Raw genomic sequence first — 15,241 nt, 5'->3', positions numbered from 1 at the left:
CCGCTCCACCAGCCACAACCTACCGCCAAACGTAGCTGCGGGCCGGCATTCCGTGCCGTACTTTGCCAAATTGAGCCACGATAGCTAGCGTGAAAAGTACGGATTCTTTGGAGGTGATGACCACGGCGGGGCCCGGCGCGACGCCCGCGTATGCGGTGTATGCGGCACCCGGCGGGGCTGCCGGCCCAGCGCTGCCCCGGCTGCCGCTGGCCTTCGAATCGTTTCTGTACCTGCGGCCCGAGCACCAGGCCCTGCAGCCGACGGGAGATACCGTGTTCAGCTTTTACCTTGAAGACCCGGCCGCTGGCCGCACCGTGGCCCAGTTGCACGTAGCGCTGGCCCCCAGCTCGGAACTGGCCCGGAGCCCCGCCCAGGCGCCTTTTGGGGCGGTGCAGCTAGCTACGGGCCTACCTGCGGTGGCCCTGCACCAGCTGCTGGACGAAGCCGAGCGCACCTTAGCCGGGCAAGGCATCCGGCGGCTGGCGTTGCGTGGCTACCCCTTCGCCTACGACCCTATCGGGGCCGCTACGCTGGCCGAAACCCTGCGGCGGCGCGGCTACCGCGTGACGCTGGCCGAGCAGAACTACCACCTCGACCCCGGCCACGACTACGAGGCGCACCTGCACCCTTCGGAGCGGCGTCGGCTACACAAATGCCTGCGCCACGGCCTGCACTTCGAGCAGGAACCGCCTTTTTTGCTGCCGGCGGCTTATGCATTTATTCAGGCCTGTCGGCAGGAGCGGGGTATGGAGTTGTCGTTGCCGCTGGAACGGGTGCAGGAGCTGTTTCGGCGCTTTCCCCGGGAGCACTTCCTGTTCTCGGTACGCCAGCCCGATGGTGAGTGGGCCGCCCTCACGGTAGCCATTCAGGTGAGCGAGCGGGTGCTGTACAACTTCTACCCAGCCAGTCCCTTGCGCTGCAATTCGCTGAGCCCGGTGGTGCTGCTCAATGCCGGCTTGCACGCCTTCGCCCAAGCCAGCGGCCTCGCCGTGCTCGACCTTGGTACCTCCACGCTCGATAGCGGCCCCAATACGTCTCTGCTGCGCTTCAAGCGGCATTTGGGTGGCGTGGCCGGCCTGCGCCTGAGCTGGGAAAAGGAACTAGGCGGCTGAGCGAAGGAGCGGGAGGCCGTAGTTTAGTCGTCTATGACCGTTTTGCTTATTCGCCTGACCCTGCTGCATTTTGGATTACTCCTGCCTGTTGCGGTTTGCCAGGGGCAGCCGGCAGCTAAAAATAACGGGTCGTCTGTCGTCCTTTCCGGGCCATCCGAATCCTCGTCCCAGCGGCAGTATGCGGCCGAAGACCAGATGGCCCTTCGGGGCGTTGTCCGGCGGGCACCCGGTGAAGCAGACACGGCCTTTCTGAGACGACTATTTCCATTATCATTTTCTGCTGAGGACCTCGTTTCCTATGCCTGGCGGCCGAGTGCTTTGGGTAAGCAGCTGTTTTTTCCACGCCGCGAAGTAAACGAATACCGTCAGGAAGGGGAGGATGCCGCGCTCTTCGTGCTCGACCCCTTTCAGCCTAATACTTATGCCGTGCAGAAGCTGCTGCTGCCGTCAATTGGTGATGTTACCAACTTGTCGGCCTTTTTCTTTGCTGATGTGGACCGGGACGGGCAGAAAGAGCTACTGACCTTGGTTTATGCCGAAGTGCAAGAATTGGGGACCTTAGAACACGACGACGGAACGAAGGAAAGAGCGTATGCCCGCATGACGCAGCGGCACACGTACGTATTCCGGTATGCTGGCCTCAATAGCACCGGGCATCCCCGGTACCGGGCCGATACCACGCCCCGGCCCTACCTCAACGGGCTGGCCACGGCCGCGGCGGTGCGGCGGGCACTGGCGCGGCATCAGGCCCGGCCATAAGCGCGCGGAGGAATGGGCAGGTCCAGCCGTTCTTTGTAGTCGCATGCCCATCACGCCCGCCGCCACGCCGTCCGCTGCTTCGCCCATTCGACAGTTTGTGCGGGGCTCGCTGGGCACGGGCGTGGCGGTGGCGGCGCGGGCCGCCGGCTCGCTGATTGTCAATAAGCTATTTGCGACCTACGCACCGGCTGGCGGCCTCACGCTGCTGGCCCAGTTTCAGAACCTGATGGCCCTGCTCACCACGTTGCCCTACGATGGCGTGCAGGTGGGCCTGGTGAAATACCTGGCCCCGCTACGGCCGGGCAGCCCGCGCTACCGCGCCTGGCTGGGGGCGGCCACGGCGCTAAATATGGTTGCACTGCTGGCTGGGGCCGGGGTGCTGGCGGTGCGGGGCCTGCTGGGCTGGCACTGGAGCAGCCTGCTGGTGTTTGTGCTGGGTATTGGCCTCATCACGGGGCAGGCGCTGCTGGGCAGTGCGCTGCTGGCGGCCGGGCGTCTGCGGGCCTACATCGGGCTGTCGGTAACGCTGGCGGTGTTGGGCACGGTGGCGGTGGCGGCCACCCTGCTGAGCGGCTATGCGCTGCCGGTGGTGCTGCTGGCCTACCTGCTGGCCCAGGGGCTTACGCTGTTGCCGGCGCTAGGGCTGGCGGCCCGGGCGGGCCTACTGCGCGGCCTGCGCCCGGCTGCGCCCCTGAGCCGGTTAGCCCTGCGCCGCCTCAGCCAGTTCCTGTTGATGGCCGTGAGTACGCTGCTTTTTGGCAAGGCTGTGGACTATGTGCTGCGTGACTACCTGCTGGGGGCCTTTGGACCGGGCCGCACCGATTTGTGGCAGGCGGTGGCCAAGCTGTCGGATAACTACACGATGGTGTTTGGGGCGGTGATGAGCAGCGTGTTCTATCCCCGGCTAGCGGCGCTGACGGGGCGGCCGGGGGAGGCGCGGCGCTATTTGCTGGGCGTGCTGGGGCTGCTAGCCCCGGTGCTGGGCGTGGGGCTGGGGCTGATTTATGCGTGCCGAAGCTGGCTGCTGCCATTGCTGTTTGCGCCCAAGCTGCTGGCGGCCCAAGAGTTTCTGGCCCCGCAATTGGTGGGCGACTGGGCCAAATTCCTCAGCTGGCTGTTCATCTTCCAGCTCACGGCCCAGGCCCGGACGGGCGCCTACGTGGTGGTGCAGGCGGCTTCGGCGGCGGTTTTTGCCGGGCTGCTGGTGCTGCTGCTGCCGCGCTACGGGCTGGATGGGGCGGTGTGGGCTCATGCCGCCCGCTACGGGCTGTTGTTGCTGGCGTGCGGAGCCTGGCGCTTACGCTTGATGAGGAATGAGGAATAGTTTTCTTTGTGCCTATCTGAGCCATGCCCAATTCTGCATCCTTCATTCCTCATCCCCCGTTAAGCGGAAGTGTTGTCATTGTGGCGCTGTGCCACAACCACGCCCCTTTCCTGCGCGAGGCGCTGGATTCCATTCTGGCTCAAACCTACCCGCACCTGGAAGTCTGGCTCGTGGACGACGCCAGCACCGACGGCAGCCCGGAAATCCTGCGCGAATACGCCGCTCGAAACCCCACCTGGCGCCTGCTGCTGCTGCCCGAAAACGTAGGCAACTGCCGCGCCTTCAACCAGGCTTTCCGCCAGAGTGCGGGTGAATTCGTGATTGACTTTGCTACTGATGACGTGTTGCTGTCGGCGCGGGTGGCGCAGCAGGTAGCGCAGTTTCTGGCCGCTAGCCCGGAGGTGGGCGTGGTGTATTCCAACTGCGAACTGATTGACGAAGCCAGCCGTCCGCTGGGCCTGCACCACCGGCCCGACAGCCGCGGCGGCCTCACGCCCGTCCCCGCCAGCGGCTGGGTATTTGGGGACGTGCTGCGGCGCTACTTCATCAGTACACCCACCATGATGATGCGCCGCGCCTGCCTGGAAAGCCTGGGCGGCTACGACGAAACCCTCACGTATGAGGACTTCGATTTCTGGGTGCGCGCCAGCCGCAACTGGCAGTTTCAGTACCTTGACGAGGTGACGACCCGCAAGCGCAAGCACCCGCGCAGCATGAGTGCCAAAGCCTACCGCCGCCACGACCCCTACCTGGCGTCCACCATTCGCGTCTGCGACAAGGCTCTGGACCTGAGTCGCAACGCCCCCGAGCGCGAAGCCCTGGCCACCCGCCTGCGCTGGGAGCTGCAAAAAGCCCTACGCCACCGCCACGCCGCCCAGGCCCGCGAGCTATACGCGCTGCTGTGTCAAACCGGCCACCGACGCCTGCCCGACCAGCTGCTGGGGCTATTGGCGCGCCTGCCGTTGGGCTGAGCAGGTTTCAAGTAGTGGGAGCATCTGTCATCCTGAGCACAGCGAAGGGCTTTATGAGGAGAAAATGGTTTGTAGTAATCCAACTCACTGCGAATGTGGTGAGGTCCTTTGCTGCGTTCAGGATGACAGCCTTGCCTAACACCCAGGCCAACCTCCCGTTCTTGCGGCTATGAACTGGCTTTCGTCCTCTCGCCTGCGCACAATGCTGTTGCCGCTGCTGCTTAGCGCGGCTACGGTGCTGGGGCTTGGCAGCTATACCGAAACCAGTGATGACCAGACGCTGGCCTGGCTGTTTTCGGGTGTGCTGGCGCTGAAGCCCGTGCCTTCGGTGCCGCTGTATTTGCACGGCTACGGGCACCTGCTGGCGGCAGCCTATGCAGCCGTGCCTGCCGGGCCATGGCTGGGCTTGCTGCTGGGGACGCTGCTGGCGGGCGCCACCGCCATGTTTTTTGCGGTGCTTGACCAGCTGCTACGGCCTCATTTACGGCCCGGGCCGTTGGCGTTGGTGCTGATGCTGTTTTTCTGGCTGGCGTGGCTGGAGCACTGGCTGTGGTTCAGCCACGGGCGGGTGGCGCTGTTGCTGGCGGGGGCGGGCATGCTGTTTGCGGCCCAGCGGGCCGGCAGGCGTAGGGCGTTGCTGCTCGGCTTGCTGGCGTTGGGCGCGGCCTGGCTGGTGCGGCCCGGCCTGGCGGTGCTGGGCGCCACTGCGGTTGTACCTGCCGCGCTGCTGCTGGCTGGCAGTTGGAAGCGGGCAGGGCCGGTGCTGGGCAGCGCGGCGCTGGGGCTGGCGCTAGCCACCGGCATCCTGCACTGGCAGCAGACGCCTGTCGAGGCCGCCACTCAGCAACGCGACGCGACGTTCTCCCGCATCCTCGATTTCGACCAGTTCCATCCGCAGCCACGAACCCCGGTCGACAGCCTCGGCACCGCTGCCGTCGGCTTGTGGCTATTTGGCGACTCCACTGTGGTCAATGAAGGGCTTTTTCGCCGCGCCTACCGCTTCGATGCCGCCCAATTCTTCGGCCGGGAAGTACCGGCCAAACTGCGGTTGCGACTGGGCCTGCTCGGGCGCGACTACTTCCCGCTGCTGCTGGCGCTGGTCGTAATATCGGGGCAAGTGCGGCGCCGTCGGGGCCGGATAGCCGGATTTTGGCTGGTGCAGGCGGCGTTTGTTGGCGGGCTGATTTTATTGGCGGGCCTCCTTAAGCTGCCGCCGCGGCTGGCGCTGGCGCTGCTGGATTTCTGGTTGCTGACGAACGTAATTTTCTGGTTGAAAGCCCGTGAAAATGACGAAACAGGGGAGGGGTCAGCGGAAAATGGCTATCGGGCTCGGGGGACGATTTCGCCGCTGGCGCGTGGGGTGGGTGTGGCGGCTGTGCTGGCGGTTATCGGTCTTTACGGGGCCAAAACCTGGCACCGCCATCAGGTGCTGAGCCAAGAGCAGCAGCGACATGAGAAGACACTGGATGACATTGCCTACCACCGCGATGCCCGGCGCGTTCGCATTCTGGCGGGCACCAACGACTTGCTGAAAAGCCTGTCGCCTTTTCGCTCTTACAACTTTATGCGCCAACCCGTGCTGCTGCTCACGGGCTGGTCGTCGCACGATGCTTCGCAGGTAGCTTTGCGGCGAGCCCTCAGCGGCACGACCGACCAAACGGAATGCCTACGCCGACTGGCCCAGCTCGAAACCTATGGTTCTGAAGCCGAGGTGCTGTGGGTGCTTACGCCCGAAACGGCCCGTTGGCTCAGCCGTCGATTTCGCTCAGGGGGGGTGCGCCTGCACTTGGTGCCTACTGCTCCTCCGCTCCCTGGTACCCTCACTTCGGGAGTGCGGGTGTACCGCACGGATAACCGTGATTTTGGGACGATATGAGCCTGTTCTCTGGCATTAGCGCCCTCCAATGCCATAATCTTATACCCGGCCCCCTACGGTTGGCGCAGACCTTTGTTGCACGAAAAGCGTTTCTTTCATCACCCCTTCACGTCTTTTCGCCCCACCCCATGCAAACCTCCATATCGACAACCCGCGCCGAAGTTCTGCAACAGATGGAAGGCTTCGTGAAATCGAACATGAGCACCTTCCTTAAAAGTGTGGAAGACAGCTGGCAGCCCGCCGATTACTTGCCCGACTCGCGCCGCGATACCTTTTTTGACGAAGTAAAAGAGCTGCGCGAAAAAGCCGGCAGCCTCAGCTACGACCTGCTGGCCGTACTCATTGGCGACACCATTACCGAAGAAGCCCTGCCCAACTACGAAGCCTGGTTCCACGAGCTCGACAACATCAACCGTGACCGCAACAACGGCTGGGCCGAGTGGATTCGGGGCTGGACCGCCGAGGAAAACCGCCACGGCGACCTGCTGAACCGCTACCTCTACCTCAGCGGGCGGGTGAACATGCGCGAGTTTGAAGTGAGCACCCAATACCTCATCAACGACGCTTTCGACCTGGGCACCGCCAACGACCCGTACCGCGCCTTCGTGTACACGAGCTACCAGGAGCAGGCCACCAACATCTCGCACCGCCGCGTGGGCCAGCTGGCCCGCACCGCCGGCGACGACCAGCTTTCCAAAATCTGCGGCATGATTGCGGGCGATGAAAACCGCCACGCCCGCGTCTACAAGGCATTTGTGACCGAGATTTTCAAGTACGACCCCTCGGAAATGATGCTGGCTTTCGAGGACATGATGCGCAAGAAAATTGTGATGCCGGCCCATTACATGCGCGAAATGGGCGTGGAAATGGGTAAAACTTTCGGCCACTTCACCGACGCCGCCCAGCGCCTGGGTGTGTATACCAGCAACGACTACACCGACATCCTGGACTCGCTCATCACCGACTGGGACATTGAGCACCTCAAAGGCCTCACCGGCGAAGCCGAGAAAGCCCGCGACTACGTGATGGCCCTGCCTAACCGCCTGCGCCGCGTGTCCGACCGTATGCCCGTGCCCAAGCTGGAGTATAAGTTTAAGTGGATTTCGTAGGATATAGGTATATTTAATACAGTGGAAACGGGGTTCTAAAATCCGAAAGCAGTTGCGGAGCCGTAATTTGCCGCCATGAGAAGGTGGCGGTTACTGCTTGGCCTGTGGGGAATTCTGCTGTCAGCTGGGGCCTTGGCGCAGCCGGGAGCCTCTACCGGCTGGCTCCCCGACAATGCGCTGAGTGGCCTGATGCTGCGCACATTGGTGCCCACCTCCGACGGCTTGCTGTGGGTGGGTACCGACGACGGTGTGTACCGCTACGATGGCACCCACCTCGTCTCCATCAATGCGTTGCGGCGGGGCGGGGCGGCACTGCCGGCCGTGCCCTGCAACTTTTTGCTGCCCTTGCCCGACGGCCAGTTATGGCTAGGCACCGAGGCCGGCCTCTACCGCTTTGGGCCTACGGGTGTGTTGCAGGCATTGCCCCTGCCATCACCCGGCGGTAGTAGCAGCATCATCGAATCGCTGGCCCTGGGAGCTGGGGAGCGTATTTGGGTATCGCAAAGTCATGGCGGCTTGCAGGCCTACACGTTTACGGGCCAGAAAACCGGGCCTTTGCTGAACGCCGACAAGCTCGTAGAAGCCTGGTCTGCGCCGGATGGAAGCTTATGGTTGGTAAACGACGGCGATACTCGCCAACTGAGCGCTACCGGCCAGGTGTTGGGCGAATGGCATTTGGCGCCTTTGGCCAACCTGCGCCCCGTGTACGACCCCCGCGGCCGGCCGTGGCTGCTCAGTAGCGGAGCCGCCTACCGGCCTTATGCCAACGGCCGGCTGGTTAAGCAATGGTGTTGGGATAACCAGGCAACGGAAGAAGCCTTGCAGCTGCTGCGCAGTGCTACCGGCCCCACCGTGCTCTTACCCAGGCAGGCGCTGCAGCTGGAATGGACTACTGGGGCCGACCCGCGTCTGCGCCTTCGCTTCGGCTTGCCGCTGCCGCCCTGGCCCACCGCCGTGTGGCACGGCCAGCTGCGGGCCGACGGCGTAGGCCATTGGTGGGTATTCGATACGGGCACCCGCGGGTGCTGGCATCGGGAGGCGGCTCCCGTGTTTATTCATGCGCTGCCAGGGCCGGGAGGCAATCCCTACAGCGTGCGCACCAGTGTGCGTCTGCCCAATGGCCGCCTGCTGGTGAGCAGCTACGAAGCGGGCTTGCTGACCCAGGCCGCCGACTCACCGCTGGCGCCTCTGCGGCGCTGGGCCGCGGCTACGCTACCCGCTGGCAACGCTCCCGTACTGATGGGCGTGGTGCCGGCCCCGCTGGGCCCGGGCGGCGACTGGCTAGTAGCCGGGGCTTATCCGCTGCTTCGCTTTAATACGCATTCGGGTAAGTTCAACCACCTGCCCATCAGCGGGCAAGCCCTGAACGAGCCGGGCGTGCGGTCGCTGGTGCGGGACTCGACCACGGGCGTGGTGTGGGCAGGCACGCAGCAGGGGCTGTTGTATTATGATGCCGCTGCCCAGGTCTACCGTTCCTACACAGTGCCCGGCCAGTCTGCCAATACCCGGCCCCCGCTGGCCGGGCAAACCATTGAAGCCGTGTGCCCCGATGGCCGCGGCCGCCTATGGCTGGCCACCCCGGAAGGCGTGATGCGGCTAACCCTGGCCACGGGCCAGCGGGAGGAGTTTGGCCCCAATGAGCCCGCGCCCCACCGCGTGGCCGTCGATGGGGCCCGCTGCCTCTACCTGGCCCCCGATGGCAACCTGTGGGTGGGCACCCGCGCCCACGGCCTGGCCGTGATAGACCCCGCCGGCCGGGCCCGCGAAGCGCTGTCGTTGGGGCAGGGTTTGCCCAATGCCTCGGTGGCCACCATCCTGCCCAGCGCGGGCGGCTATCTGTGGCTGGGCACTTACCAGGGGCTGGTGCGCTACCAGCCTGCCAGCGGCCAATTGGCGGTGTTTACCACGGCGCAGGGGCTGCTTTCGGATGAGTGTAATGCAGTAGCGGCCTACACTGACCCGCGCGACAGCTCCCTGCTTGTGGGGGGAGTGGCCGGTCTGCACCGCATCTACCCCAACCAAGTGCCCGCGGCCAGCACGGTGGCCCCGCGCCTGTTGCTCACCAGCTACACAGCCCTGGGTACGGCGGCCGAAGCCAGCCACACCCGCTACCTACTGGCAACTGACCAACTGCCCGCCCTGCGCCTGGGCCCCAACATGCCCCTGGTCGACCTGCACCTGGCCCTCACCAACAGCCTTGACCCCAGCCGGGCCCGCTACGCGTACCGGGTGCGGGGCTGGCTGGCCGACCGCTGGCTGGGCCTGGGCACCACGCCGCAACTCCGCTTGCAAGGGCTGCCTCCGGGCCAGTACACCGTTGAAATCCGGGGGGAAAGCAGCGAGGGCGTGCCCACCGCCAACGTGGTACGCCTACCCCTGACCGTGACGGCCGAGTGGTGGAACCGCCCCCTGACCTGGGTGCTGGCCGCCCTGGCCGCCAGCGCAGGGGTGTACGGGTGGCAGCGCAGCCGGCTGCGCCAGCTGCGGCGCGAAAATGAACTGCGCGCCCGTTTGGCGGCCGATTTGCACGATGAAGTGGGCTCGCTGCTTACCCGCGTCACCATGCAGGCCGAGCTGCTGCGCGAGCTGCACCAGGGCCCGCCCGCCCGGCTCGCCACGCTGGTCGACGACAGCCGGGCAGCGGCCAGCACCGTGCGCGACATCATCTGGAGCGTGGATGCCGGGGCCGATACCCTGGGGGCACTGGTCGACCGTATCCGCGACCACCTCGATGCCACGGCCCGCGCCACGGGCCGCGACCTGCTGTTTCACGACGAGGACCTGCCGCTAATGCAGGACCAGCCGCTTCCTCCCACAGTGCGGCAGCACACATACCTCATTTTTAAGGAAGCGGTAAACAATGCCCTGAAATACGCGGAGCCGGGCGCACCCATTTGGGTGAGCCTGGGCTATACGCCGCTGCTGGAACTCACCATCAACAGCACGGGCGGGGTGGAGGGAGTGCCCGGGCGGGCGGGGCAGGGGCTGCGCAACATGCGCCAGCGGGCCGCCCTGCTGCGAGCCGAGCTAGTGGTGGGGCCCGTGCCCGGGGGGTGGCAGGTGCGGCTGCGTCAGCTGCCGTAGTCCGGTTGCAGTACCAGCAGCTACAAGTCGCCCTTGGCAGCGCGGCTCAGGAGCTCGCTGCGGGAGCGTACTTTCAGCTTGTCGTAGAGGCGCTTGACGTAGGTGTGTACGGTGTCGGGGGAGAGGGCGAGGCGGGCGGCTACCTGCTTTTCGCTTAGGCCTTCGGTGAGAGCCTGCAGCACTTCCTGCTCGCGGGCCGAAAGTAGCTCCGGCTGCTGGGTGGGCCGGGGCTGGAAGTGCTGCAGCGCCTTGCGCGCCACCGAGGGCGAGAGGGCCGCGCCGCCGCTGAGCACATCCAGAATGGCCTGCTTGTACTGGGGCAGGCTGGTGGCGTTTTTGATGACATAGCCCGTGGCCCCGGCCCGTAGCGCCTGGAAGATGCGCTCGGGGTCGTCGTGCATGGTTTGCAGGATGATGTCGGAGTCGGGCAGGCGTTTTTTGAGTTCGGGCAGGGCCTGAATGCCGGTTTGACCGGGCAGGCTCACGTCGAGCAGGATGACGCGTGGCACGAGGCTGAGGCCCAGCTCTTCCCAGAGCGCCTCAATGGAATCGACTACAATGATGCAGGTGAACTCGGGCTGGTGGCCGAGGTACTCGCACAGCAGTTCGCGCACGCGGGCATCGTCTTCCACGATGGCCAGGCGGATGGGAAAAGAGGTTGTCATAACGAATCGCAAAGGTGGGGCCTGATAGGGGCAACTCACCGGACTGGCTTGTACCCTAAACAGGGTACAAGCCAGTCCGGTGAGCTGTGCAAGAATGTTGCAGTGGTTTTGTATTTGAATATTCTGACATTTCATTATGAAACTTACTTTACTGCTCACAACTGTTCTGTCGGCCCGGCGCACGGTTGGCTTGTTACTTCTTTGGTGTCTGCTGGCGGCCTCGGCGGCCTGGGCGCAGGTACCCACTATCAGTAGCCTGTCGCCCACCAGCGGGCCGGCGGGCACCAGCGTCACCATCACCGGCACCAATCTGACCAACACCAGGTCGGTGGTGCTGCGGGGCATTCCGTGCAACTTCACGCCCATTTCGGCCACGCAGGTGTCGTTTGTGGTGCCGGCGCAGGCCAGCACCGGGGCTGTGCGCCTAACCACCGCGGGCGGCAATGTGCTTAGCGGGAGCACCTTTACCGTGACGAGGGCTTCGTCGACCCTGAACTATAAGCAGCTTAGCTCCGACCTGACTAATACCACTGGCAATCAGTTGATAGCCGGCGTGGCCGTCACGGACCTGGACAAAGACGGCCTGGTGGACCTGTTGCAAGGCAACGACAACGGCACCATTGCCCACTACGAGCAATCGGCGGCCAACGCCACCACCTTCGTGTTGCGGACGGCAACGCTGGCCGGTGTTGGGGCGGGCTCCTATCCCCACCACGTCGTGACGGACCTGGACGGTGACGGCCTGCTCGACCTGCTGGTCGGCAATCAGGTCGGCAATGTGCACCACTACGAGCAAACCACCGCCAACGGCTCGGCTTTTACTTTGGTCACCAACTCATTTGCGGGCATTGCGGTGAGCGGCATAGCCGCGCCCACCATCACGGACCTGGACGGCGACGGGCTGCTGGATTTGCTGGTTGGCAGCAACCCGGGGGCTATTGCGCATTACGAGCAGAACGTGGCCAATAGCACCAGTTTCACGCTCCGTACGGCGCAGTTCGGTAGCTTTAATTTTACTCCGTATACAATCAACGGGTCAGTAAACTCGACGCCGCACGTCACCGACCTGGACGGCGACGGGCTACTGGACCTGGTGGTGGGTACCTTCTTTTCCTCGATGCTGCGCGCCGAGCAAACGGCGGCCAACAGCACCAGCTTCGGCCCGCTGACGACGCTCCTGCCCCTCGGTGACGGCTACGACTCGCCCTTCAGCGCCGACCTGGACGGCGACGGCCTGCTCGACCTGCTTATCGGCAGCACGAACGGCGACATCCGCTACCTGGAGCAGTATCCGACCCCAACCATTACCAGCTTCACGCCCCCTAGCGGCCCGGTGGGCACCAGTGTGACCATCACCGGCACGAACCTCAATGAGGTGACGGTCGCGACGGTAAATGGCGTAGCTGGCACCATTACGGGTACGCCCACCGCTACCAGCCTCACCTTTACGGTGGGCGCGGGCAGCGCCACCGGCGCAGTGAGCGTGACCTCGCCCGGCGGCACAGCCACGGGCAGTAGCTTCACAGTGATACAGCAACCGGTGGTTACCAGCGTAGCCGTACCAGCCAATGCCACCTATGGCATTGGGCAAAACCTGAATTTTACCGTCAATTTCGACCAGGCCGTGACGGTAACTGGTACACCCACTCTGGCCCTGACGGTGGGCGCTGCGGCCCGCACGGCCAGCTACGTGAGCGGCAGCGGCAGCACCGCCCTCGTCTTCCGCTACACCGTGCCCAGCGGTGATGCCGACACCAACGGCGTGGCTTTGGGCAGCGCCATCAGCCTCAACGGTGGCACTATTCGCAACGCCAGCAGCCTCAATGCTATTCTCACGCTTAATAGTGTGGGCAGCACCACGGGGGTGCTCGTCGATGGCGTGGCCCCCCTCGCTATCATCAATAGTTCGGTTGGGGCCTCAGGCAGCAGCACCACCAGTTCGCCCATTCCGTTTTCGGTGACCTTTTCCGAATCGGTATCCGGCTTCGGAATAAGCAGCATCACCGTCACCAACGGGACGAAAAGCGGCCTGACTGGCAGCGGCGGATTCTACACCTTCAATGTGACGCCCACTGCCGCCGGCATCGTAAGGGTGGATGTGGCCGCCGGCGTGGCCGCCGATGCGACCGGCAATGGTAACATTCCTGCCACCCAGTTCAGCATCACCTACGCCCCGGTTACCACGGTCGCTCCCGTTTTGAACAACCCCGTCAACGCAAGCAGCAGTACCGATACCACGCCCACCTATAGCGGCACGGCCCCCGCCGGCAGTACGGTCACGGTCTACGTCGATGGCGTCAGCATCGGGACGGTAAATGCTAACCCCGGCAACGGCAACTGGAGCAAGACCCAGAGCCCGGCCCTGGCCGATGGCACCTACACCGTGTACGCCACGGCCCAGACCACCGGGCAGCTGGTAAGTGCCAACAGCAACACCAATACGTTCACCATTGATAACGCCGACCCGACGGTGAGCATCAGCTCCTCAGCCGGGGCCAATGGCAGCACCACCAGCACCAACCCCATTCCCTTCACCGTCACCTTCTCAGAGGACGTGACTGGCCTGGTCATCGGCGACATTGTGGTGACGGGCGGCACCAAAAGCGCCCTCACCATGGTCAGCGCCAGCCAGTACACCTTTACCATGACGCCCAGCGGTGCGGGCCCTATCACTGTCAACATTGCCACCAGCCGGGCCACCGACGCCGCCGGCAACGGCAACACCGCTGCTGCTCAGTTCAGTATTACCTATGCTCCGGCTCCCACACTCAGCAATGTTAGCCCCAGCGCCGAGCTGCCGGGCATGCCAGTGGTAATTACGGGCACGGGCTTCACGGCTGCCAGCACCGTCAGCTTCGGCGGGGTGGCGGCCAGCAGCGTTACTTATACTTCGGCTACCTCCCTCACGGCTACCGTGCCGGCCAGCGCCGCCGTGAGCAGCAGCACCGTAGTGGTAACCACTGGTGGCGCACCCAGTACCGGCAGTCCGGCTTTCAGCGTGCTCAAAGTATACGATGCAGTGGCCAGCTGTTTGACCACCACTTCTTACACTGCTACCGGCGATGGGGCCTGGCACTACCTGTTGGCTGGGAATGGCCAGGTAGTGGCCGCCCTGCAGGATACCCGCGCCGCCCTGGGTTCCGTCAGCGTGCAGTTCCTCATTACCGGCTCGGCCAGCGCCGTGCGCCAGGATGCCAAAGCCCACCGCTACCTCGACCGCAACTGGCACCTGATAGCCACCAACCCCACCTTCACCGGTAGCAGCCTCAACGTGCGCTTCTACGGGCTCACCTCTGAGTTCGGCCGCCTTGTGGCTGCCGATGCCAGCGTCACGTACGCCAACCTCAAAGCCACCCAGTACAGCGGAGCCAATGAAGATTGCCAGCTCGGCAACAACCTCGCTGCCGGTCAGCACCGCACCCTGAGCCTGAGCGCCAGCACGCCAGGCAACGGGGTGGTCTGGTTTGTAGCCCAAGCTAGCGTGCCCGACCATTTCTCCGAGTTCTACCTCACCGGCAGCACTGCCCCGCTGCCCGTCGAGCTCACCAGCTTCACGGCCGAGCAGCAGGGCACAGCCGTGCGCCTGGCCTGGGCCACGGCTTCGGAGAAGAACAGCGCATATTTCGATATCGAGCGCAGCACTGATGGCCGCGAGTTCGCCAAAATCGGCCGGCTGGCCGCGCAGGGCAGCAAAACAAGCCCAAGCGACTATGCCTACCTGGATGATAAACTCGCCAGCTCGCCCACTCGCACTCACATCTACTACCGCCTGCGCCAGGTAGACCAGAACGGCAGCTCCACCTACTCGCCGGTGCGCGATGTGGTAGTAGGAGGGAAGGGCCAACTGGCTCTGTTTCCGAACCCGACGGCTGGTGGTGCTACTCTTATCGGTACCGTCCTGGGCACGCGGGTGCGCGTGTTCGACAGCCTGGGCCGGGAGGTGAGCACTGCCACGGCCGATGCGGCTGGCACAGCTACGCTGCCCTTGTCCGCCGGGCTGCCGGCGGGCGTCTATGTGGTGCGCGCCGGGGCGAGGGCCATTCGCCTCGTGCGGGAGTAAGCATACTTACTCTGGCCCGCGGTCAAAGCTGCTCAGCTTAGGAACGAACGGCCTGAATGGGCCGGAACGCTGGTCATGGCAGGATAGCAAGAGAATAATTGGTAGTGTATCGGGGCCCGGGATGGTGTTACAGCCATTATTCCGGGCCTTTTGCTGTACTTGGGGTAAGGCGGTTGGTTTGGGTCCGACTTTAGGATGCATGGTGGGCTGGACTGGAGTTGCTGTGATTACCGCTGCACTGCTGCGTTAAAACCCAGCTTACTTTTTATGCCTGATACACC

At 64.2% G+C, this 15,241-nt stretch carries 9 protein-coding genes; 8 read left to right on the top strand and 1 reads right to left on the bottom strand.

The annotated features are described in order from the left end of the window. The first annotated feature begins 89 nt into the window (after positions 1-89). The 7 genes from J4E00_RS27335 to J4E00_RS27305 all read left to right on the top strand — a co-directional run bounded on the left by J4E00_RS27335 (position 90) and on the right by J4E00_RS27305 (position 10,235). Positions 90-1,112, top strand: a complete 1,023-nt coding sequence (locus tag J4E00_RS27335) for a hypothetical protein (protein WP_208178535.1) — start codon at positions 90-92, stop codon at positions 1,110-1,112. A 33-nt stretch (positions 1,113-1,145) separates the two neighbouring features. Continuing rightward, the gene (locus J4E00_RS27330) at positions 1,146-1,871 is read left to right on the top strand and encodes a hypothetical protein (protein WP_208178534.1); all 726 of its coding nucleotides are present in this window, start codon (positions 1,146-1,148) and stop codon (positions 1,869-1,871) included. Positions 1,872-1,914: 43 nt separating this feature from the next. After that, positions 1,915-3,195, top strand: a complete 1,281-nt coding sequence (locus tag J4E00_RS27325; protein WP_208178533.1) for a hypothetical protein — start codon at positions 1,915-1,917, stop codon at positions 3,193-3,195. A 23-nt stretch (positions 3,196-3,218) separates the two neighbouring features. After that, positions 3,219-4,166 carry a glycosyltransferase family 2 protein gene (locus tag J4E00_RS27320; protein WP_208178532.1) on the top strand — a complete coding sequence of 316 codons (948 nt, stop codon included), beginning with the start codon at positions 3,219-3,221 and terminating at the stop codon, positions 4,164-4,166. 169 nt (positions 4,167-4,335) lie between these two features. Then, positions 4,336-6,042 carry a hypothetical protein gene (locus J4E00_RS27315; RefSeq protein WP_208178531.1) on the top strand — a complete coding sequence of 569 codons (1,707 nt, stop codon included), beginning with the start codon at positions 4,336-4,338 and terminating at the stop codon, positions 6,040-6,042. A gap of 128 nt (positions 6,043-6,170) precedes the next feature. After that, entirely contained in the window at positions 6,171-7,151 is a 981-nt protein-coding gene (locus J4E00_RS27310) for an acyl-ACP desaturase (protein WP_208178530.1), read from the top strand. A gap of 75 nt (positions 7,152-7,226) precedes the next feature. Further along, the gene (locus J4E00_RS27305; protein ID WP_208178529.1) at positions 7,227-10,235 is read left to right on the top strand and encodes a sensor histidine kinase; all 3,009 of its coding nucleotides are present in this window, start codon (positions 7,227-7,229) and stop codon (positions 10,233-10,235) included. 20 nt (positions 10,236-10,255) lie between these two features. Here J4E00_RS27305 and J4E00_RS27300 read toward each other — a convergent pair whose 3' ends face one another. Next, positions 10,256-10,900 carry a response regulator transcription factor gene (locus J4E00_RS27300; protein WP_208178528.1) on the bottom strand — a complete coding sequence of 215 codons (645 nt, stop codon included), beginning with the start codon at positions 10,898-10,900 and terminating at the stop codon, positions 10,256-10,258. A gap of 136 nt (positions 10,901-11,036) precedes the next feature. On the opposite strand from J4E00_RS27300, the gene J4E00_RS27295 reads away from it, so the two are divergent. Then, positions 11,037-14,960, top strand: a complete 3,924-nt coding sequence (locus tag J4E00_RS27295; protein ID WP_208178527.1) for an FG-GAP-like repeat-containing protein — start codon at positions 11,037-11,039, stop codon at positions 14,958-14,960. The last annotated feature ends 281 nt before the right edge of the window (positions 14,961-15,241 follow it).

The organism is Hymenobacter negativus (assembly GCF_017571495.1).
In the GTDB taxonomy this organism is placed as follows: domain Bacteria; phylum Bacteroidota; class Bacteroidia; order Cytophagales; family Hymenobacteraceae; genus Hymenobacter; species Hymenobacter negativus.
This window is presented reverse-complemented; position numbering and strand designations above follow the sequence as displayed.